At 34.9% G+C, this 22563-nt stretch carries 16 protein-coding genes and 3 tRNA genes; 3 read left to right on the top strand and 16 right to left on the bottom strand.

Annotation, left to right across the window (positions count from 1 at the left end):
• Positions 1-2: 2 nt before the first annotated feature.
• The 5 genes from V1503_RS13855 to V1503_RS13835 all read right to left on the bottom strand — a co-directional run bounded on the left by V1503_RS13855 (position 3) and on the right by V1503_RS13835 (position 6417).
• On the bottom strand, positions 3-1481 hold the full coding sequence (locus V1503_RS13855) for an o-succinylbenzoate--CoA ligase (RefSeq protein ID WP_410629436.1): 1479 nt from the start codon (positions 1479-1481) through the stop codon (positions 3-5).
• Positions 1482-1613: 132 nt separating this feature from the next.
• A complete protein-coding gene (menB, locus tag V1503_RS13850; protein WP_214483738.1) occupies positions 1614-2432 on the bottom strand; it encodes a 1,4-dihydroxy-2-naphthoyl-CoA synthase in 819 nt (272 codons plus the stop codon).
• Between the two features lie 35 nt (positions 2433-2467).
• Positions 2468-3268 (bottom strand): 2-succinyl-6-hydroxy-2,4-cyclohexadiene-1-carboxylate synthase, encoded by an 801-nt coding sequence (menH, locus tag V1503_RS13845; RefSeq protein ID WP_410627664.1) that lies wholly within the window; start codon positions 3266-3268, stop codon positions 2468-2470.
• Positions 3258-5006, bottom strand: a complete 1749-nt coding sequence (gene menD / locus V1503_RS13840; RefSeq protein WP_410629435.1) for a 2-succinyl-5-enolpyruvyl-6-hydroxy-3-cyclohexene-1-carboxylic-acid synthase — start codon at positions 5004-5006, stop codon at positions 3258-3260. Before menD ends, menH begins: the two co-directional genes overlap by 11 nt.
• Positions 4999-6417, bottom strand: a complete 1419-nt coding sequence (locus V1503_RS13835; protein WP_410627662.1) for an isochorismate synthase — start codon at positions 6415-6417, stop codon at positions 4999-5001. The genes menD and V1503_RS13835 overlap by 8 nt, the downstream gene beginning before the upstream one ends.
• Positions 6418-6940: 523 nt before the next feature.
• Here V1503_RS13835 and V1503_RS13830 point away from each other — a divergent pair.
• On the top strand, positions 6941-7879 hold the full coding sequence (locus V1503_RS13830; RefSeq protein ID WP_410627660.1) for a 1,4-dihydroxy-2-naphthoate polyprenyltransferase: 939 nt from the start codon (positions 6941-6943) through the stop codon (positions 7877-7879).
• Positions 7880-7996: 117 nt separating this feature from the next.
• Here the strand turns inward: V1503_RS13830 and V1503_RS13825 are convergent, their stop codons facing one another.
• Positions 7997-8635 carry a DUF3885 domain-containing protein gene (locus V1503_RS13825; RefSeq protein ID WP_410627658.1) on the bottom strand — a complete coding sequence of 213 codons (639 nt, stop codon included), beginning with the start codon at positions 8633-8635 and terminating at the stop codon, positions 7997-7999.
• 359 nt (positions 8636-8994) lie between these two features.
• Here V1503_RS13825 and V1503_RS13820 point away from each other — a divergent pair, with 359 nt between their 5' ends.
• A complete protein-coding gene (locus V1503_RS13820) occupies positions 8995-9759 on the top strand; it encodes a yteA family sporulation protein (RefSeq protein ID WP_320257130.1) in 765 nt (254 codons plus the stop codon).
• A gap of 150 nt (positions 9760-9909) precedes the next feature.
• Here V1503_RS13820 and V1503_RS13815 read toward each other — a convergent pair whose 3' ends face one another.
• The gene (locus V1503_RS13815; protein ID WP_214483743.1) at positions 9910-10110 is read right to left on the bottom strand and encodes a cold-shock protein; all 201 of its coding nucleotides are present in this window, start codon (positions 10108-10110) and stop codon (positions 9910-9912) included.
• A gap of 452 nt (positions 10111-10562) precedes the next feature.
• Here V1503_RS13815 and V1503_RS13810 point away from each other — a divergent pair, with 452 nt between their 5' ends.
• Positions 10563-11360 carry a TIGR00266 family protein gene (locus V1503_RS13810; protein WP_214483744.1) on the top strand — a complete coding sequence of 266 codons (798 nt, stop codon included), beginning with the start codon at positions 10563-10565 and terminating at the stop codon, positions 11358-11360.
• A 103-nt stretch (positions 11361-11463) separates the two neighbouring features.
• Here V1503_RS13810 and V1503_RS25190 read toward each other — a convergent pair whose 3' ends face one another.
• The 9 genes from V1503_RS25190 to V1503_RS13760 form a co-directional block, all read right to left on the bottom strand.
• Positions 11464-13464, bottom strand: coding sequence for a methyl-accepting chemotaxis protein (locus V1503_RS25190; protein WP_496113368.1), 2001 nt, complete (start codon positions 13462-13464; stop codon positions 11464-11466).
• Between the two features lie 284 nt (positions 13465-13748).
• Positions 13749-16157 (bottom strand): glycogen/starch/alpha-glucan phosphorylase, encoded by a 2409-nt coding sequence (locus V1503_RS13795; RefSeq protein ID WP_410627655.1) that lies wholly within the window; start codon positions 16155-16157, stop codon positions 13749-13751.
• Entirely contained in the window at positions 16147-17601 is a 1455-nt protein-coding gene (glgA, locus tag V1503_RS13790) for a glycogen synthase GlgA (RefSeq protein WP_410627653.1), read from the bottom strand. The genes V1503_RS13795 and glgA overlap by 11 nt, the downstream gene beginning before the upstream one ends.
• Positions 17598-18623: a GlgC family sugar phosphate nucleotidyltransferase gene (locus V1503_RS13785; RefSeq protein WP_410627651.1), complete on the bottom strand. Its 1026-nt coding sequence runs from the start codon at positions 18621-18623 to the stop codon at positions 17598-17600. Before V1503_RS13785 ends, glgA begins: the two co-directional genes overlap by 4 nt.
• 85 nt (positions 18624-18708) lie before the next feature.
• Positions 18709-19833 carry a glucose-1-phosphate adenylyltransferase gene (locus tag V1503_RS13780; protein WP_320256586.1) on the bottom strand — a complete coding sequence of 375 codons (1125 nt, stop codon included), beginning with the start codon at positions 19831-19833 and terminating at the stop codon, positions 18709-18711.
• Entirely contained in the window at positions 19784-21724 is a 1941-nt protein-coding gene (gene glgB / locus V1503_RS13775) for a 1,4-alpha-glucan branching protein GlgB (protein WP_496113367.1), read from the bottom strand. The genes V1503_RS13780 and glgB overlap by 50 nt, the downstream gene beginning before the upstream one ends.
• 583 nt (positions 21725-22307) lie before the next feature.
• Positions 22308-22379: transfer RNA gene (locus tag V1503_RS13770), tRNA-Glu, on the bottom strand.
• Between the two features lie 16 nt (positions 22380-22395).
• Positions 22396-22486, bottom strand: a tRNA-Ser gene (locus V1503_RS13765).
• A 2-nt stretch (positions 22487-22488) separates the two neighbouring features.
• Positions 22489-22563: transfer RNA gene (locus V1503_RS13760), tRNA-Asn, on the bottom strand.

Below are 22563 nucleotides of genomic sequence, written 5' to 3'. Positions count from 1 at the left end.
AATTAATTTCTTATATATTCATATAGTTTCCTACGTAATAGTTTATTGCTTGCGTTTCTTGGCAGCTCATGAACAAACACAATTTTATTAGGAACTTTATACTTTGCAAGCCTAGTCGAACAATATTGAATAAGCTCACTTTCTGAAACGTCTACATCATTCTTACATTTGATAAAAGCACATGGTACTTGTCCCCACGTTTTATCAAACACTCCTATTACTCCTGCTTCGTCAATATCTTGATGTGAAAGTAGGACGGATTCTATTTCTGCTGGATATATATTTTCCCCGCCAGATATAATGAGGTCAGATCGTCGATCGAGTACATACAAAAATCCACCATCATCAATATAGCCTATATCTCCTGTATAAAACCAATCGTTAATAATTGCTTTTCTAGTAATTTCTTCTTGAAATAAATAACCGCTTGTTACATTTGGACCTTTTACAACAATTTCACCAGTTTCATTTGCTGCAACTATGTCTCCGTCTTTCTCAATTCGTACTTGAGCAGGGAATAATGGTTTTCCCGCCGACCCGACCTTGTTGAGGCTATCTTCAGGTGTGAGTGTAACGATTTGCGATGCTGTTTCGGTCATACCATATGTTTGAAAAATCGGTATGGCTCTTTCCTTACACTTTTTAAGTAATGGTGTTGGCACAGGACCACCACCTGTTAACATGCATCGAAAATGAGGCGGGTAAGAATGACCTTCTAGCTCATCTATCATTTTTTGAAGCATAACAGCTACAACAGAAACAATTGTTACTCCATCACGCATGATCGATTGATTTATTTGAGATGGAATAAACCGGTCATGAAGAATGACAGTCATTCCATATATAACACTCCTCATCAAAATTGATAATCCACTTATATGAAATATAGGAACCGCCAACAACCAACGATCCTTCTCATGTAAACCTAAATTCAAAGCAGAGCCAACAGCACTCCACCAATGATTACCGTATGTTTGAATAACACCTTTCGGTTTGCCAGTCGTTCCTGATGTATACATGATTGTATCGATTTCATGTAAAGGAAATTCTTCAATTAACGAAAATTCCGTTTCTTGTAAACGATCAAGTTGTTTCACACTTACTATATTCAATAAAGGATTTTCATTAGCTATCCCTTTAGAAATGCTAGAAAATGCATCCTCAGTAATAAAATAATCTACTCTAGCATCAACAATTTGCCATGCAATTTCTGCTTCAGTTAGCCGAGTATTAAGGAAAACAGTAATAGCACCAATATGTTTTAACGCATGGATGATTTCGATAAATGCTATACTATTATTCATTAATATTGCTACTGTATCATCCTTTTTCACACCAAAAGAGTGTAACTTTCTTGCCTTCGTTATAGCCCGTTCGTGTAAATTTAAAAATGTAATTTGCTCTTTATGATAAGTAACGGCAATACGGTTAGGAGTTAATTTAGCCCGTTGTAGTAAAAAGTTTGGAATGACTTGTTGCATACTCATGAAAATCACCTCACAAGATGTCCTTATAACGATAGTAAAACAGCTTGATGAAGTTACCCACCAAGCTGTCTTTTACACTTATCCTATTTATTATAAAGGACTAAAACTCTTATTTAATTGCTCATATTAAGGAAAACGTGGAAACTGTTTAAAGTCAGGGCTACGTTTTTCTTTAAATGCGTCACGACCTTCTTTTGCCTCATCAGTCGTATAGTACAATAAAGTGGCATCTCCTGCAAATTGCTGGATGCCTGCTAAGCCATCAGTATCAGCATTAAATGCTGCTTTTAAGAAACGAAGAGCTGTTGGGCTTTTCTCTAGCATCTCTTCACACCACTGTACGGTTTCGTCTTCAAGTTGTTCTAGAGGAACAACAGTATTTACTAATCCCATATCCATCGCTTCTTGTGCACTATATTGGCGACATAAATACCATATTTCACGAGCTTTTTTATGTCCAACAATTCTAGCTAGGTAGCCAGATCCATAGCCAGCGTCAAAGCTACCAACTTTAGGCCCTGTTTGACCAAAAACAGCATTTTCTGCTGCAATTGTCAAATCACACACAACATGTAATACATGTCCTCCACCAATAGCATATCCAGATACCATCGCAACTACTGGCTTTGGAATAACACGAATTAAGCGCTGAAGGTCTAATACATTTAAACGAGGAATTTCATCTTCACCTACATAGCCTCCATGCCCTCGAACCTTTTGATCTCCTCCTGCACAAAACGCTTCATCACCTGCACCAGCTAAAACAATAACACCAATGTTAGCATCGTCTCTAGCATATGCAAAAGCATCTATCAACTCCACTACAGTTTTTGGACGGAATGCATTGCGTACTTCAGGACGATTAATCGTTACCTTTGCAATGCCATTATAAGTCTCATATAAAATATCTTCGTACTTTCTCTCAGAAACCCACTCTCTTCCCACTTATGTAATCCCCCTTATATTTATGTAGTTTACGCTTACAAAAACTCATATACTATTTTACCAAAAATTCTTGGTTGTTCCACATGAATTGTATGACCAGCATGATTAATTGTCTCCCACCTAGCATGTGGTAATAATTTTACCATTTTTTTTGCGACATTGTGAAACTTTATATCATCCATACCTGTTATTAATAAGGTTCGATGAGGAAACGAAGATAATTTGTCCCACCATGATGGCTGCGCTCCTGTTCCAAATCCTCTAAGGCTATTAGCTAAGCCAATTGGATTGTTTTCCACGCGTTGTTTACGAATCAACTCCTTGGTTTGAACAGGTAGTTGCTTCATATTATGAAAAAGTGGGAGGTTTGTCCATTTATCCACAAACCACTCCATTCCATATTGTTCGATCGCTTCAGCTAATTGTTCATCAGTCTTTTTTCTGAGTAGTCGTTCTTGTTCTTTTTCTAAGCCTGGTGAACTGCTCTCTAGTATTAGCTTATCTACTCGTTCAGGGTATGACATTGCTAGTGATAATGCAATTCTACCACCCATTGAATAGCCGAGAACATTCGTTTTTGTTATGTGAAAATTGTTTAGAAGTTGAACCAAATCTAACAAAATAGATTCCATATTGTATCTATTACTATCCATGGGTGATGCTGTATCTCCATGACCTATTATATCTATTAAATAAAGAGTTGACTTAGCTCCCCACATACGAATAAATGGTTGCCAACTCTTGATAGAGCCTGTAAAGCCATGTAACAGTATTAATGGTGGACCTTCCCCTACAATCTCAATATTGTAGAGCACATTATTTAACTCAATTTTCATGATCTACACCTAAAAAGGCATCAATTTCAGCGACTGCCATGTTCCATAAGGAGCGATGCATTTCAACATTCGTAGTTCTATCAGTTGTTAATTCAATAACGGATAATCCATCAGTGTGAATAGACTGTTGAACCTTTTCTCGAAAGTCGTTCCACTTAGTAACACGGTTAAATTCACCACCATACATATTAACAACATACTCATAATCAAGACCCAAAGGTGTTCCAAATAAAGTCTCAAAATGATTTTGGTGTTGAGCCTGTGGTAAAAATGAAAAAATACCACCACCATCATTATTTATAACAATAATTGTCATATTAAGTTTGTGCATTTTCGCTGCCAACAATCCATTTAAATCATGATAGAATGACAGATCTCCAATGACAAGTACTAGAGGTGAGCAATTTATACTAGCACCGAGTGCCGTAGAAACAATCCCATCTATTCCGTTAGCTCCCCTGTTTGCCAATACTCTAATTGATTTATCATTTGTAAGAAAAAAGGAGTCTAAGTCTCTTATTGGCATACTATTTCCTACAAATAATGTAGTGTTATAAGGAAGTGTTTTTGTTAATTCAGAAAATACTTTCCCTTCAAACAAGTCCTCTTCATATTCTAAACCATTCCATATTGATTTTATCATCGCATTCATTTCTATCCACTGTGTTACCCAATGGGATTTATTATTAAGTTCTTTAATAACATCACTAAGCCCACTACAAAAATTCACTTCATCACAATGAATCATGTCTGAAGCAGATAAAGTTGGCTCTCTCCAGCCCCCTCCACCATCAATGACTAGATGATCAATATGATCAAGCTGTTTTATGTATAATGTTAATGCTTTTGAAACTGGCATTTCACCAAATCGAATAATAACCTCAGGTTTATACAATTGAAGAATTTGTTTATTTCTTAAGATCGTATCATAACTATCAATAATTAGTTCTTTATTATGGTGACCACTTCTAAGTTGAGATAACGGATCAGCAAATATTGGATATTGTAATTTTGCAGCTAACTCTATTACCGCTTCAGCAAAGGAAGGATCATCTATGGCTCCACAAATAATTAGCCCTTTCTTCTTAGCTGCTATACGATCGTGAATACTGTCGTATTGATTTGTTGTTAAGCTAGGCGCACCTATTGTAACATTCACATAACTGCCTTGATCATGATGTTCAATTGCTTCCATTAATGGTACAAGTGGTTCTCTAAATGGAAAATTCAAATGAACAGGACCTTTTGGTGCTTGCATAGCTGTTCCTGATGCTCGACTTGCAAAGGTTCTTACATAATTAAGCATTTCAGGTGTATCTTCAGGTATTGCCATCTCAGCAAACCATTTCGTATACTCCCCAAATAATCCAATTTGATTTATAGCTTGTGGTGCACCGATATCACGTAATTCATGTGGTCGATCTGCTGTAAGTACGATTAAGGGAACTCTTGAATAATATGCCTCGACAATGGCAGGCATATAATTAGCAGCTGCTGTTCCTGATGTACATAATATGGCTACTGGCTTTCTTTTCGACTTAGCTATACCTAAAGCAAAAAAAGCGGCTGAGCGCTCATCAATGTTTACATAAACATTCATCATTGGGTGCTCAGCCATTATCATAGCCATAGGTGTGGAACGAGATCCAGGACTAATCACAACATCTGTGACATTGACTTTTATTAATTCATCTACAAAAGCCAACACAAAAGCAGTTAAAGAATTATTATTATTCATTTTCTTCATGACTCATACCCCCTATTGCTGAGAGCATAGGCTTCAGTTTTAATTTAGTTTCTTCATATTCACTTTGTGGATCGGAATCAGCTACAATCCCACAACCAGCGAATAGCGAAGCTTCCTGTCCCTGAAAAAGAGCTGATCGAATAGCTACTGCAAATTCTCCACTATTATTAGCGTCAACCCAGCCGATAGGAGCTGCATACCATCCTCTATCTAATTGTTCAACTTCTCTTATTTTCTTAATAGCTTTATCTGTTGGAAACCCTCCCAATGCAGGGGTTGGGTGAAGCTTTTCCACCATAGATAAAAACGAAATATGATCTTTTACTGTACATATAACAGGTGTATATAAATGCTGAATATGACGCATTTTAAGCAATGTTGGGTGACTAGGAGCTTCTATTGTATTACAGAAGTTTAACATTGCTTTTTTGATCATTTGGACGACAAGCTCATGTTCATGTAAATTTTTTTTATCACATAATAAGGAATTACCAAGCATTTTATCCTCGTCCAATGTTTTCCCTCTTTTGATAGAGCCTGCTAAACATGTAGATAATACCTTACTATTTTCTTTTTTTATTAATCTTTCGGGAGAGGCACCAATAAAACAATCTTCACCACTTTCGAAAGCAAATATATAACTCATAGGCTGCTCAGCTCGAAGATTATTTAGTACAGACGTCACGTTTACTTTACTGTCAAAATGAAGTCTTGTCTCCCTTGCTAACACAACTTTATCTAGCTCACCTTGTTTAATATCTTGTGTTACATTGTCAACAGAATCTATCCAAAGTTCAGGTTCAATTTCAGTTTGACGATATGAATGTTTCCATTTATCATTAGGCTGCCAAGACCATTCTGATTGTAGAATATGTTCCATTTTATTTTCCAAATCCTTCAATATTTCTATAGGATCAGATGAGTGTTGACAAATGATATTAGAAGTTATCCAAGCATCCCCTTTATTTATCGTGAGCATGAGCTCTGGCAATATAAATTTCGCAGGGGGATATTTACCCCATAAAGAAGTTGATTGTTTTAATGGATCAAAGGAAAAACCACCTAACAGAATGGGCCCAGTCCCAAACGGACAAGTTTGTTCTTGCTTAACACAATTAGTTAAAAAGCGTTCCCATTCTTTTTCAACAGTCTCAAATCTATGCTCTTGGGCTACTATTGAAAATACGGTACCTAGCCCGACTAAAATGATTTCATCACTAGGGTCTGTCCAAAAAAAGCGTTCTCCTTCATAGGATTGTTTCGCAGCCTCATAAAATAACAGGGGATCTTTATATGGAGTTTTTTTTACTATACTTGTTAGTATAGGCTTTGTATGTTTTTTCGATCTACTAATTCCTTGTAATAGTTGTTCATACGCAGCAGTTTGTTGTACTGCAACCACAATAATCCCCCCGAATGATGAAACGTTATTCTTATATATAATAAATGCTTAATTCTCTTTCTACTTTAACAAACACACATTTTAAGATACACTTAGTCATATACACTGTCAATATTGGTAATTTCTAAGATATATCCGCTACATTTCTTCATACTTCATATCAAATTTTCTATACGAATCCATTCATTATTATATTACTCTTTTTAAAATAAGAAAACTAAAATGACATACAATTTTCTTTACCTAAAAGTTAACAGCAAAAGTATTTGTCAAAATCCCCTAAAATGATTGACAGGGTCTTACCCTTTTTCTACACTTAATTTGTATTCATAATTTTTTATAGCTCTTTTCGTTAAAATTGTTGCTATTTTACTAAAGCATAGCTAGATGAGGTCTTTTAAAGTTGGAACTTTTTAAAAGCTAACACATCCTCGTTGTATTCGTGCTTTAATTTATAAACAACAATCGATATGAAAACAGCCTTTTTTATGTTAAATTTCTCTTTAAGAGGGGAGGAGAAATTATGGAATCACAAATAAATATGAAACAAAAATCCATAATGCCCAAACAAAATAAAGGATGGAAGGTGTGGTGGAATTTAACAAGGCCACATACACTTACCGCTGCCTTCGTCCCTGTATTTATCGGCACAGCACTTGCTTTAGAGCAAACCCAGATAAATATGCCGCTATTTCTAGTCATGTTAATTGCTTGTATACTCATTCAAGCAGCAACAAATATGATTAATGAATATTTCGATTTTAAACGGGGATTGGACAATGAAGAGTCAGTCGGAATTGGAGGAGCAATAGTAAGAGATGGAGTAAAGCCAAAGACTGTCCTAATAGCCGCTTTTCTTTTATTTGCTACCGCAACATTTTTAGGTATATATATATGCTTGAATAGTAGCTGGTGGTTAGCACTTATTGGGACAATTTGTATGCTAGCTGGATATTATTATACAGGCGGACCTATCCCGATTGCGTACACACCTTTTGGAGAAATAGTTGCTGGCACATTTATGGGGCTAATTATCATATTACTTTCCTATTTTATTCAAACTGATACGGTTTCAATAGCAAGTATACTTGTATCTATACCCGTCTCAATATTAGTTGGAGCTATACTGCTTGCAAATAATATTCGTGACCTAGATGGTGATAAAGAAAATGGACGAAATACATTAGCTATTATTCTAGGTAGACCCAATGCAATAAAATTATTAGCTGGTATGTTTATCATCTCATATGGCTGGGTTGTTATCTTAGTGTTAGCTAATATTTCTTCACCATGGGTTTTGTTAGTATTGATAAGTATTCCAAGTGCAATTAAAGCTACAAAGGGCTTCGTTGGAAAAAACATTCCGATACAAATGATGCCCGCTATGAAGGCTACAGCCAAAACAAATACTCATTTTGGTTTTTTACTCTCACTTGGCTTACTATTAAGTTACTGGTTTTAAACACGGCTCATCGTCGTGTTTTTTTTGTGTTCACATCGATTAATGTTTTTTAGTAATGGTATGTTGATTATTAATATGTGAGGGAAATACCGGCTACGGTGTTTCCCTCAACATATTTCAATTAAAAATCTTGTTAATTTCAGGTTTGTCATAATCCAAAATCCAATTATTATACCTGTTATACATACCTCTTATTGTTTCAGGTGAAGTTGCCAATAAATCACAACCTCTGTCATCGTAAACATGATAGATCGTTTTCTTGTCTATATTTATGAAATAAACCCTATGATAAATACTTGGTTTTATTCCTAAATCATCATTGCATAATGCCATTAACAAACGTTTGTATTTAAATTCTGTAGATTTACACTTTAGAGTAAATCTATGTGTTCTATATGTTCCTTGTTCATCAACTTCAGGGAAAATATAGGGTATTATTTGGTGCTTTAACGTATACAATAATGACTTCTCAACATAGGGTGAAAAGTTTGTTAATACACGCTTAATGCTTTTACCTTGATTAAAATCATTTACATCCATCACTACAAATATATCGTCCGTAGAAGAATGTAGAGCTTCAAATAATGTAATTGCTCTTTGATAGCACCCTAATACATATGGATTATTTGGATAATCATAGTCCTTTTTCCAGTCTACCCCAAGTTCAAACCGTATGCCAGTATCCCAACTATAAAACAAAGGTGGTCTTAGCTCTAAATTAGGGAATGTTTCCTGCATAAAATCGTTTAATTTCATTCCAACACCTCATAAAATTAATCTGCAAATAAGACAATTTTTAATCATTTTTTTCCGCAATAAGTAAACAATAAGAAAAGTAGAGCCTACTAGGTTAGTCTCGCCAAGCATTTAAGGCATAATCATTTGAATGAGCTTTTGTTTTGAAATGGTATGGCGAAGGAACCTAAAGAGGCTACGATGTTGAGCTAGACATAATAATGCGTAAGTGCCCTGTTATCACCCATGCAGGCTGCTCAATTAAGCGCTACAGGCCAACCACTCGACGTGATTGACACTTGAGCTAGACATTGAATAATATGCCTTGGATATCAAAGCAGGCACTGTCGTTTCGATTATTTACAGGAAGGAGACTAGCTATGCTAACAAAAGACCAATCTTCAGCCTTCCGTTCAAGTTTGATTACTACTAGAAACCAACTTAAGTCCCAACTAGAAGCAAATAATCATTTTAACCTGAAGCTTTCTGACGCACATGATTCAGTTGGTGAATTATCAAGCTATGACAACCATCCAGGTGACTTAGGGACAGAGTTATATGAACGTGAAAAGGATATATCACTTTTAGAACACGTTGAAAAAGAAATAACTGATATCGAAAATGCTCTTGATGCAATAGACAATGGAACATATGGCACTTGCATAGTTTGTGGAAAGGATATACCGATTGAACGTTTGCAAGCTCTGCCTACCGCATTACATTGCAAAGAACATAGTCCTGATCAGGCTGTATCTCACAACAGACCTATTGAAGAGGGAGTATTATTACCTCCATATGGGAAGTTTAATAATGATGATAAAGATGCTGTAAGTTTTGATGCTGAAGATTCATGGCAGGAAGTAGCACGTTTTGGTACTTCAGAATCACCATCTGATCTCGTTAATCCACCAGACCACTATAATGATATGTATATTGAATCGGATGAAAACTTAGGTTATGTAGAGGACTATGAGAACTTTGCGGGAACAGATATCGAAGGTAAAAATGTAAAGGTATACCCTAATATACAGCATGAGAAATATGAACAATTGTTAGACGAGGAAGGTATGATGACACCATTTGGTGATTTACTACCTTACGAGAAAAACCCGTACACAGAAGAATCTTTAGAAGATTCAGAATGATACAGATTGATTCGTATTCAAATAAAAAGCCACTTGTGAGTCGAAACAAGAATGGCTTTTTTTATGTAAATTAATTAAAAAATATGCTATATACCAATAGGAATAAAAAATAACCTCTATAGAAAGAGGTCAATCAAAAGTAAGCAAATGTTATTGCTTTTCGACGTTTGAAGCTTGTGGGCCTCGAGCTCCTTCAACTACCTCAAAACTAACTTTTTCGCCTTCTTCTAAAGTTTTAAATCCATCTCCAGCAATTGCACTGTAATGTACAAATACATCTCCACCGCCATCCACTTCTATAAACCCATAACCCTTTTCTTTATCAAACCATTTTACTGTACCGTTTTGCATTAATCTTTTTCCTCCTAAATATACACTCAACTCGTGTAAAACAAGATTCCTACCGATTGCAAAAGATGGTGGTTAAAAAGAAAACTTGAAGATTGAGTAACAAATATAACTCACACTTCTTAAAAGTCTATTGTCAGCCTTACTTTCGCCCTTTTATAATCAATAGTAAGCTTACAATAGCATACCATCTGAACCTAAGTCAAACACGATAAAACACTGATATTCTACATGTTTCTAGCATATTTCCTAAGTGGTTTTTCTACAAAATGATGATCTTAAGTAAACAAATTTATACAACTATACATAATGTTACAAATCTCTTCACATTGCTACATTAATTCATCACTTTATATTTGATAAAATGAAACAATCTTATACAATAGACAGGGAGATTCATTATTTACATCGAATGTAATATACGTAATGATACAAAATTTATTGAGGTGATTATCGTGAACGCACATGAAATTGAATACAAATTATACGGAGACGACATGCAGTTTGTAGAAATTGAACTAGACCCTGGTGAAAGTACCATTGCAGAAGCAGGCGCAATGATGATGATGGAAGATAGAATTGAGATGGAAACAATTTTTGGGGATGGCTCAAAACGTGGTGGATCTGGATTGTTTGGTAAACTTATGGGTGCAGGAAAACGCGTTATTACTGGGGAAAGTTTATTTATGACTGTATTTACAAATGAAGGGAACGAGAAAAAACACGTTTCATTCGCCGCACCTTACCCTGGTAAAATTATTCCTATTGACTTAAGTGATTTAGATGGGAAAGTAATTTGTCAAAAAGATGCTTTTTTATGTGCTGCTAAAGGGGTATCTGTTGGCGTTGAATTCCAGCGTAAGCTTGGTGCAGGATTCTTTGGTGGCGAAGGCTTTATTATGCAAAAGCTAGAGGGAGATGGAATGGCATTCTTACATGCTGGTGGTACAATTCATCGTCGTGAGCTTCAGCCTGGCGAGATGTTACGTATTGATACTGGCTGTTTAGTTGCCATGACAAAAGAAGTAGATTATGATATTGAATTTGTTGGAAAAGTAAAAACAGCTTTTTTTGGTGGTGAAGGCTTATTCTTTGCTACTGTCAGAGGTCCAGGTACAGTATGGGTACAATCATTGCCATTTAGTCGCTTGGCTGATCGTATTTTTGCAAGTGCCCCTCAAACTCCAGGTAAAACAACAGGAGAAGGTAGCATTTTGGGCGGTTTAGGTAACTTCCTTGACGGAGATAACTAATAAGCACAATCTGTCAAAATTATAAAAATATCAAGGTGACTCGGCAAGCCATCATACTTTAGCGCTTGCCAGTCATCCAAGTCACATTAAATATACTCCTTTCTTATACTTTAAATCTGCTAATCCTCTCTGTTAATTCTTCACTTGACTCTAATAAATCTTCTGATACTTTTGTAACCGAATTAAATGCTATTGATTGCTCATCAGTTGAAGCACTCACTTCTTCACAAGCAGCAACAGCCTGTTGTGACATTGCCGCAATATTCTCAATTGATTGCGAAACTTCTTGTCGATGATTATGAATATTCGTCATATCTTCTTGCACATCATCTATTGAGCTCTTTAATTGGTCTACAATTGTTGAAATCGTATTAAACGCTTGTTCAGTATCATTCACAACTAGGGCTTGTTCTTTATAATATCTTTTTGTATTTGCCATTTCATGTACCGTTCGCTTTGATTCTGATTGAATACTTTGTATTGTTCTACGAACCTGATCAGTAGCAACAGTTGATTGCTCAGCTAATTTTCGAACCTCGTTTGCTACTACAGCAAATCCTTTACCGTGCTCCCCAGCTCTAGCAGCTTCAATACTTGCATTCAAAGACAATAAATTTGTTTGTTCAGAAAAATCATTAATCGTCTTCATGACAGATTCAATTTCCGCTATTTTCTTCTCTAAATGAACGATAATTTCATCAACTGTATTAAAATTCTCTTCAGTCTTTGAAAATATGCTTTTTAATTCCTCAATCTTCTCAAACCCATTTTCATTTGCTTTCTCGGCATCTACGGATAGTAATGACATCTTATCAGTAAGAGTTGTAACATTTTTTATTTGAGTAGATAGTACACTAATTAATTGATTGGATTTCTCTATATCCTCCGCTGATCGTGATGCTCCAAGTGCAATTTCATTTATCGCTTTGGCAATTTCTTCACTTGAAGCATTTGTTTCTTCTGAGACAGCACTTAACCCTTGAACCGATTCAAATACATGGTTGTTAGATTGTTCAATAGCTAAGATTAAATGGCGCATATTTTTCACCATATCGTTAAAGTGAATAGTCAAATCACCTATTTCATCTCTTGTTTTTTGTTTTGTCTTAACAGTTAAATCTCCAGCAGCTACCTTCATTACATCTTTCTTCAAATGTATGATTGGGTTTAATATGCGACTCGTAACAACATAAACGATAATTAATGATAAAACTACAGCTGTTAATGAAATAATCATAATCCAACTACGTAATTTATTGGAACTGGCCATTAAATCTTTATATGTATAAGACGTCCCAAGTTTCCAACCCGTTTGATCAACAGTTTCAAATGCAAGTACCTTCTCCTCACCGTTGAAATTATAATGGAAAAAGCCCTGTTCATTTTCTCCATACATCTTGCCTATAAATTCAAGATTAGATAAGTTGTTCCCTCTCTCTGTCGGGTGCACAATGGCATTTTTATTTTTATCAAGTATAAAAGGATAACCGTTATTCGTTAGATCAATATTCTGCATCACTGATTCTAATTGTTCAAGCTTAAGATCAGCAGCAATGACCCCTTTAAACTCGTTGTCAATTATCATTGCTTTTGACACTGTTACTACTAATTCACCGTCTTCACTAATATAAGGTTCTGTCCATATGGCCTTATCCTTGGTTTGCTCTGCTAACGTATACCAAGGTCTATCAAACACGGTAAAGTCTTCACCTAATTCCACGGGTGGCTGAATTTTCAGTGTGTCATTTCTAGCAGCCACATAAATTAAATACGCATCGGAATAAAGATCTAAGTAATTATTAAATCTGTCCAGAATAATAGGGTCTAATTCCTTAATGTCACTTTCATTGGCAGATAACATAGCTAATACATATGCTTCAAAGTCTTTTTCTCTACTAATCTCTTCAATGCTAATCGCATATTTCTCAACAAATGAATCTACGTAATTATTTATTTGCTCGACAAGGTTTTCAGCCTGTATTTTGACGTCTTTTTCAATTTGTTGCTCCGTTTGATATTGCAAAAACAAAGCAACAAATAATAACGTACCTATCATTAATAGCATAAATAACACTAGAAGCTTCCTCTTAATTGATGTAAACAATCTCTAATTCACCATCCTGCTGTATAATTTTTGGTTTTTTTCCACACCTTTCAAAGTTTAACATAATTCACAAAGTACACAAGCATAAAATTACACTATACCCATAGAAATAATGTATTTAACCTATGTAAGCTTTAACTTCGGATAAGCAGGTGCAAAATTAATCCCACCTAATTGCAAAACCCCACCTTAAGAGGCGGGGTCTGAACTCTGTAAATAAAAAAAAGAGAGTGGCCTATCAAATGGTCGTTCGCCACTCTCTATATGAACATGTAAATATTAGATCATTTTTTTTCTAATAAACCAGCAGTTATTTTCCAAACGTTGTCTGCATATTGTTGTATCGTTCTATCGCTAGAAAAGTAGCCAGAATGCGCAATATTTATAGCACTCTTTTTTAACCATTCATCTCTAATTTGGTAGGAAATTCCTATCTTCTCTTGTGTACAAACATAAGAATCAAAGTCTCTAAGAACAAAATAATGGTCATTTTGCATAAGTAAAGAGTCGTAAATGACCTCGAACTCATCTAACACATGTGGAAAAAAGCCATTTATTAATTGATTAATTATTTGTTTAATTCGTTCGTCATGATGGTAGTATTCAGTAGATTGATAACCTCCATGTTCATAGTATTGGATGACTTCGTTTGCCGAAAGGCCAAATGTAAACATATTTTCTTGACCAATCCGCTCATTCATTTCTACATTAGCTCCATCAAGTGTTCCAATTGTAATAGCACCATTCATCATAAATTTCATATTTCCTGTTCCAGAGGCTTCCTTACTCGCCGTCGATATTTGTTCACTAACATCTGTAGCAGGAAAGATCTCTTCAGCCAGTGATACCTTATAATTTTCTAAAAAAACTACTTTTATTATGTCGTTTATATCCGAATCATTATTCACAATGTCGGCAACTGAATTAATTAATTTAATTATTTTTTTTGCATAAAAATATCCTGGTGATGCTTTAGCACCAAAAATAAAAGTTCTTGGGAAGACAATGAAACTTCTATCTTCTTTTAGCCTGTTATATAAGTACATAATATGCAGTACATTTAACAATTGCCTTTTATATGCATGAAGTCTCTTAACTTGGACATCAAATATAGAATGTGTATCAACGACAAGACCAGTTTGATCCTTTATCCTGCGTGCTAGTATTTTTTTTCTCTCTTGCTTCACATGATACAACTGTTCCTGAAAGATTGAGTTCTCACAATATTTTTGGACTTCAATTAGTTTTTCAGGTGCTGAAATCCATGAATCTCCTATTGTTTCATTTAATAGCATTGTCAATTGAGGGTTTGCCTTTAATAACCATCTTCTATGCGCTATGCCATTTGTTTTGTTATTAAATTTATCAGAAAAAACATCATGAAATAACTTCATTTCTCGCTTCTTTAAAATTTCAGAATGCAATTTTGCTACTCCATTTACACTATGACTGCCTACGATAGCAAGATGTGCCATCTTTACAACATCATGAGCAATAATAGCCATACGTTCAATTCGTTCCCAGTCATTAGGATACCTTTGCCACAAGTCTCTACAAAATCGCTCGTTAATTTCTTCAACGATCATATAAATTCTCGGAAGAAGCGGTTGAAAAATGTCAATTGGCCATTTCTCAAGTGCTTCTGTTAATGTAGTATGATTCGTATATGAAATTGTATTTGTTGTTATATTCCACGCTTCATCCCAGTTCATACGCTCCTCATCAAGTAGAATCCTCATTAATTCAGGAATAGCTAATACAGGATGAGTATCGTTAATATGAATAGAAATATGTTCGTGAAAATCTCTTAAACTACTGTGATTAAGCTTATATGAACGAACAATACTTTGCAGACTAGAAGATACTAGAAAGTACTGCTGTTTTAACCTTAGTAGCTTTCCTTCAACATGTGTATCATCTGGATATAAAAATTCTGAAATTGCTTCAGTTTCACTTTTATAATCCATCATATTTTTACGAACTGCATGAGGAGAAACTTCCGCGCTCCAAATTCGAAGGGTATTAACTGAATGTAAGCCGTAACCTATAATTGGTATATCGTATGGTACAGCCATCACTATTTCCGTTTCAACATGTCGAAATGATAAATAATTATTTTTATTAGTTGTTTCAACCTCACCCCAAAAACGGACCTCTACTGCTTCATCTGGTCTTCGAACCTCCCACACATTACCATGTCGCAACCATTGTTCAGGTAGTTCTACTTGATATCCATCAACTATTTTTTGATCAAACAACCCATGCTTATATCTAATACCGAATCCATGTCCCGGAAGATTTAAAGAAGCTAATGAATCTAGAAAACATGCTGCAAGACGTCCTAATCCTCCGTTACCTAGGCCTGCATCTGCTTCACTTTCCTCAATTTCAGCTAAACTAATACCAAGTTCCGCTAATCCCTCATCAACAACTTCTCTAATTTCTAAATTAATTAAATTGTTACCAAGCAATCTTCCTAGCAAAAATTCAATTGATAAATAATACACCTGTTTATTTTCATTCAGGCGGTTCCTTTCATTTGTTTCGATCCATTTGGTGCTTATATGTTCTCTTACCATGTTTCCTAGCGTAAAATATTGATCGCGTATAGTTGAATAACGAAATCCCTTCCCATATATGGTCTCATATTTTTTGATAAATGCTTCTTTGAACGTCTCTTTGTTAGAGAACACGATTACCACTCCGAGTCATCAAATCAGCATACAGCTGATTGTATTTAAAAGCCGATTGTGCCCAACTAAAATCACGACCCATCACTTCTATAATCAACTTATTCCACAAATCAGTTTTATGATAATAGGATAATGCTCTGCTAATTGTATACAACATATCGTGAGCATTATAATTCGTAAATGTAAAGCCATTTCCTGTCATTTTCTCTTCATTAAATGATTCAACCGTATCGTTTAAGCCACCTGTTTCTCTTACAATAGGAATAACCCCATATCTCATTGCTATTAATTGACCTAATCCACACGGTTCAAATAAGGAAGGCATGAGGAATAGGTCTGCTCCTGCATATATCATCCTGGCTAACTCTTCGTGAAAACCGATGTATGCTTTACACTTATCTGGATAATGATTTACCATTTCATTAAAGAATGACTCATATTGATGATCTCCAGAACCAATGACAATCAATTGTATATCTTCTTGCATAAGTTCATGGAAAATATTAATAAGTAAATCAATCCCTTTTTGTTGGGTTAACCTTGTTACCATTGCGATAACTGGTGTTTTTTTTCTAACAGGTAATGAAAAATGTTCTTGTAGATGTTGTTTATTCAATACTTTTGAATCTATAGAGGTTCTATCGAAATTCTTAGTAATATATGGATCATTTTTGGGATCATACGATTGATCATCTATGCCATTTAATATTCCAACGAGCGACTGTTTTCTATCTCTAAGAACTCCATCTAATTTCTCACCATAATAAGGTGTCTGAACTTCATGTTTGTATGTGGGACTTACCGTTGTAACAACATTTGAGGTAACTATACCTGCTTTCATAAAGTTTACATTCCCATAAAACTCCAGGCTAGTTGATGCAAATGATTGTTCATTTAAACCGAATAATTCTGGTAAAATTTCTTTCGGATATACGCCTTGATACTGAAGATTATGAATAGTGAAAACAGTCTTTATTTTCTCGTAAAAGGGCACTTTACTATATTTTTCTTTTAACAAATAACTAATCATTCCAGTATGCCAATCATGAGCATGTATGACGTCTGGCTTAAAATCTAAAATTGGCAACGATGCTAAAACCGCCTGGCAAAAAAATGAAAAGCGTTCACCATCATCATAATGTCCATATAAGATAAAATCACGTTTGAAATAATATTCATTATCTATAAAATAAAATGTGACTCCATCTTGTTCTAATGACTCAATTCCACAATACTGCTGTCTCCAACCGACTTGAACAGTTATATTCGCTTCTTTTTTCATTTTTTTTCTATACTGGATAGGAATCGTTCCGTATTTTGGTAGCATCACTCTAATATCTGTACCGAGTTGTTTAAGCTCTTTCGGTAACGCTCCTGCTACATCACCTAGTCCGCCTGTTTTTGCAAATGGTACACATTCTGAAACAGCAAATAAAACTTTCATGTATTCATCAACGCTCCTTGAATTGTCCCCTTTGGAACTATATATGGTGTTGTGTAATCACCTGTAAGTATGACATTATTTTCTACTTTAACATCTTTATCTAAAATGACACCGTTTAATACACAATTTTCACCTATTTGACTCTTTTGCATAATAATACTGTCTTTTACTACTGTCCCTTTACTTATGTTTACTGAGCGAAAGATGATGCTATTTTCAACTTCACCTTCGATTTTACATCCATTTGCAATAAATGAATTTTTTATCCTCGAGCCATTCATATATTTTGTAGGAGGTTCATCTTTCACTTTAGTATAAATTGGATTAATTTGGTTAAAAAGTTCTTTCCACACTTGAGGTTTTAATAGTTCTAGACTCTGTGTATAGTATTCTTTTATAGTGTTTATTTTTGCAACATATCCCTCATATTCGTATCTACATATTTGTAAATGATGTGAAGGATCTAATACCACGTCTTGAATTGTCGTATATCCAAATTTTTCATAGTTAGTGATTAAGTCAAACAATAGAGAAAAATTAAAGATGTACATACCCATAGGTTTGCCGTTATGTGCAATTTCAGTAATATCACAATGTGACTCTATATGTTGTTGCAAAATAGCTTGATAGTCAATATTGCATACTGTATAACAATTTGAGATTAATACATATTGCTGTTTGCTACGAAGAAAATAATCGATGTTGTTCTTATACTGCCGGAAAACATTGAATTCCTCACTCTGTGAATCAACCGCAGAAGGAAAAAAGAATAATCCATCCCTTTTACGATTTAAATCCCACTGCTTGCCATATTCAATATGATCCATAAGTGAACGATATTGATCTTTCGGAAAAATAGCGACACTAGTAATTCCAGAGTTCACCATATTGGAAAGTACAAAATCAATTAATCTATATCTCCCAGCAAATGGGATTGCTGCTACTGAGCGATTGATAGTTAGTTGTTGTATAGAGTCAAAGCTTTGTGTTGCATCAATGATCCCAAGCATCGTTTGATTCATTTATTCGCCATCCTTTCCTTGTTCATTTATGAACAAACATATGTGAAATAAGTAATATAATTTTCATATGTTCTTATAATGCAAATTATTCCTCACTAACCAAAATGATTTCATCACTTTCGTCCTTTTTACGTATAATCATGTCATCACATATATTAACTCCTGAAGAAATAATGGCGTTATCTATATAAGCATTTTTCCCAATAGTTGCTCCAGGCATAATTACAGCATTTTTCACAACTGCTCCCTCCATAATATGTACACCTTGGAAGAGAACAGATTGATCAATCTCTCCTTCTACGATACACCCTTCACATACAATGGACTCTCTTATGTCTCCAGTTGGGGCTATATATTGTGGAGGATGATTAGGATTAACTGAGTAAATTCTCCATGAATGATCATATATATTTAAATCTGTATCATTGTGTAATAAATCCATATTGGCTTCCCATAAACTATTAACAGTACCCACATCTTTCCAATACCCTTGAAAAGGATAAGCGACTAATTTTTTTTGTTCACCGAGTAATAAAGGAATAATATCTTTGCCAAAATCATGCGTTGATTCAGGGTTAAGTTCATCTCTTTCTAATACATCAAGTAAAATAGATGTCTTAAAAATATAAATTCCCATTGAAGCAAGGTTATTTTTAGGATTCGTTGGTTTCTCTTCAAAATCAGTAATATTCATGGTTTCGTCGGTATTCATAATGCCAAAGCGACTCGTTTCTTCCCACGGAACTTCGATGACAGAAATAGATACGTCTGCCTGTTTTTGAATGTGGTAATCAAGCATATACGCATAATCCATTTTATAAATATGATCTCCAGACAAAATCAGTACATATTCAGGGTTATACTGTTTAATGTAATTAATATTTTGATATATTGCTGAGGCTGTCCCCGTATACCATTTCATTCCTGCTTCCGCAATGTACGGAGGTAATAGTGTTACGCCACCATTTTTTCGATCAAGATCCCAAGCACTGCCTATACCAATATAATCATGTAATTCTAATGGCTGATATTGAGTAAGAATTCCAACAGTATCAATTCCTGAATTTGTACAATTACTTAACGCAAAGTCAATAATTCGATATTTACCTCCGAATGGCACTGCTGGTTTTGCTATCTCTTTTGTTAATGACCGTAGTCGGCTACCTTTTCCTCCTGCTAAGATCATTGCTATGCATTTTTTTTTGCCCATCAGTTTTCTTCTTCTCCTTTCTTTTTTTAATAGGACGTATAATCGATATCCCTAATGGAGGAATTGTAACTGCTAAGTGATATGGCTTCCCATGATATGTGCCTTTGTTACTAATTATTTTTTTGCTATTTCTATTTCCAGCACCTCCAAAATCCAATTCGTCACTATTTAGAATTTCCCGATACTCACCTTTGCTCGGAACACCAACTATATAATCATGGTAAACTGTAGCAGTGAAATTACATACGATAATTAAAAAGTCCTGTTCATTTTTTCCTTTTCTAATAAATGAAAATATTGATTGCTCATGATTGTTTACATCAATCCATTCGAAACCGTCATGAGTATCATCCATTTCATATAAAGCTTTATTTCTTTTATAAATTTTAAGTAACTCTTTAACATATGCATGAAGTTTTTGATGCATGACAAAATCTTGCAAGTTCCAATCTAATTGTTCTTGATCTTTCCATTCATCAAATTGTCCAAATTCTCCACCCATAAATAACAATTTCTTACCAGGATGTGCTATTAAATAGCCGTATAAAAGGCGAAGCTGGGCAAATTTCTGCCAATAGTCACCAGGCATTTTATTTAACAGTGATTTCTTACCATGAACAACCTCGTCATGCGATAGTGGTAATACAAATTTCTCTGAAAATGCATATAGAAGTGAGAAAGTTACTTTGTCATGTAAATATTGACGGTCACTGAACTCAGCCTTCATGTAAGTCAAGATATCATTCATCCAACCCATATTCCATTTGTAACTAAATCCTAAACCTCCTGCTGATACATTTCCTGTTACTTGAGGGAAGTCAGTCGAATCCTCCGCAATCACTAACGTTTCAGGTGCATAAAAGGAAATAACTTCATTAATTTTTTGTAAAAATGATATGGCTCCTTTATTAAGATGTTGATGTCCATCTGTACTAGGCCAATAAATCATATTAGCTACAGCATCAACTCTAAAGCCATCAATATGAAAATGCTCAATCCAAAAAAGTGCATTCGAAATTAGAAAGCTTTGAACTTCAGGCTTGCCTAGATCAAAGTTAGCAGTTCCCCAAACTGGATTTTCTCGATCTTGTGAATTTTCATATTCATATGTAGGCTGGCCATCAAACATATATAGCCCATGATTATCCTTGCAGAAATGACCTGGAACCCAATCTAAAATAACGCCAATTCCTTGTTGATGGCATAGATCTATAAACTTCATTAACTCATGTGGAGATCCATATCTACTCGTAGCTGAAAAATAACCTACCCCTTGATAACCCCAAGAAATGTCCAATGGATGTTCAATAAGTGGTAATAGTTCTATGTGTGTATAGCCATTTTCTACAACATACGGAATTAACAACTCCGCTAATTCACTATATGAATAATGGCTCCCATCAGCTTTTGTTTTCCAAGACCCAAAATGTAACTCATAAATAAAAACAGGTTTAGATTGTACGTTCTTTTGTTTTCGATTTTGCCATTTTTTATCTCTCCACTTATAGGAACTCATATTATAAACAATTGACCCTGTTTGAGGCCGTTCTTCAGAGTAAAATGCATAGGGATCTGATTTTAGTATTTTTTGATTAGACGGTGTGACAATTTCATACTTGTAAATCTCACCCGCTAAATTAACAGGCATAAAAAGATGCCATACTCCCTCATCATTTATTTTCTCAAGCTCAAAGTTTTTTCCATTCCAATCATTAAAAGTCCCTACTACACTTACGCTCTGAGCATGTGGAGCCCAAACACAAAATCGTGTTCCCTCAATGACGTCACCCTTTTGACAAATATGTGCACCGAATAGCATATGACTTTGGAATAAAGAGCCCTCATGAAATAAATGCAAATCAAAATCTGTTGGAGGCGCGCTTACTGTCAATGTATTTCCCCTCTTTTCAAAATATAGTTTTCATTAATATTAATTATTCACGAATAAAATAATAATTCCTTTTAAAATGATTCGTATTTTTACTACATCATTCTACATAATATGTCATAAAAGCTCATATCATAGTTAAAAAACGAATAATGTAAGCGCATACAATTAGAATGTTCATTTAAAATAAAAGGATATTTAATTTATTCGGTATATTTTTAAAAACGCAATTACATTTTCATATGAAGAATAACTTTACAATATTATTTATATTTGAGGGTTAATAATTACACTGAGAATGCTCACGTTGTAAAAGCAATCAAATTATCTATTCGTTTCGGAGTTACTTTCGTCCTAACCATTCATATAGTTCAAACACTATGATTCCGTAAATTAAGCACTTCGAATAAACAGTATGAATCTACCTTATGGAATGAACAAAAGGGAACTACTGTGAAGAGGAGTAAAAAAAATGACAAAGTAAAACTTCCTAAGCAAACCAATCAATCCGCCCTTCATATTTTATTTTTGTCATGCCAAACACAACACAAAAAAGACACTGCACAATGTGCAATGTCTAAATGGATGACCCGTACGGGATTCGAACCCGTGTTACCGCCGTGAAAGGGCGGTGTCTTAACCACTTGACCAACGGGCCATAATATATATAAAACTGGCGGAGAAGGAGGGATTTGAACCCTCGCGCCGCTTACGCGACCTACACCCTTAGCAGGGGCGCCTCTTCAGCCACTTGAGTACTTCTCCAATGGCTCCACAGGCAGGATTCGAACCTGCGACCGATCGGTTAACAGCCGATAGCTCTACCACTGAGCTACTGTGGA

Source organism: Nanhaiella sioensis, from assembly GCF_046557775.1.
GTDB lineage: Bacteria > Bacillota > Bacilli > Bacillales > SM2101 > Nanhaiella > Nanhaiella sioensis.
Note: the sequence above shows the minus strand (reverse complement) of the source record. Positions and strands in the feature narration are given on the sequence as shown.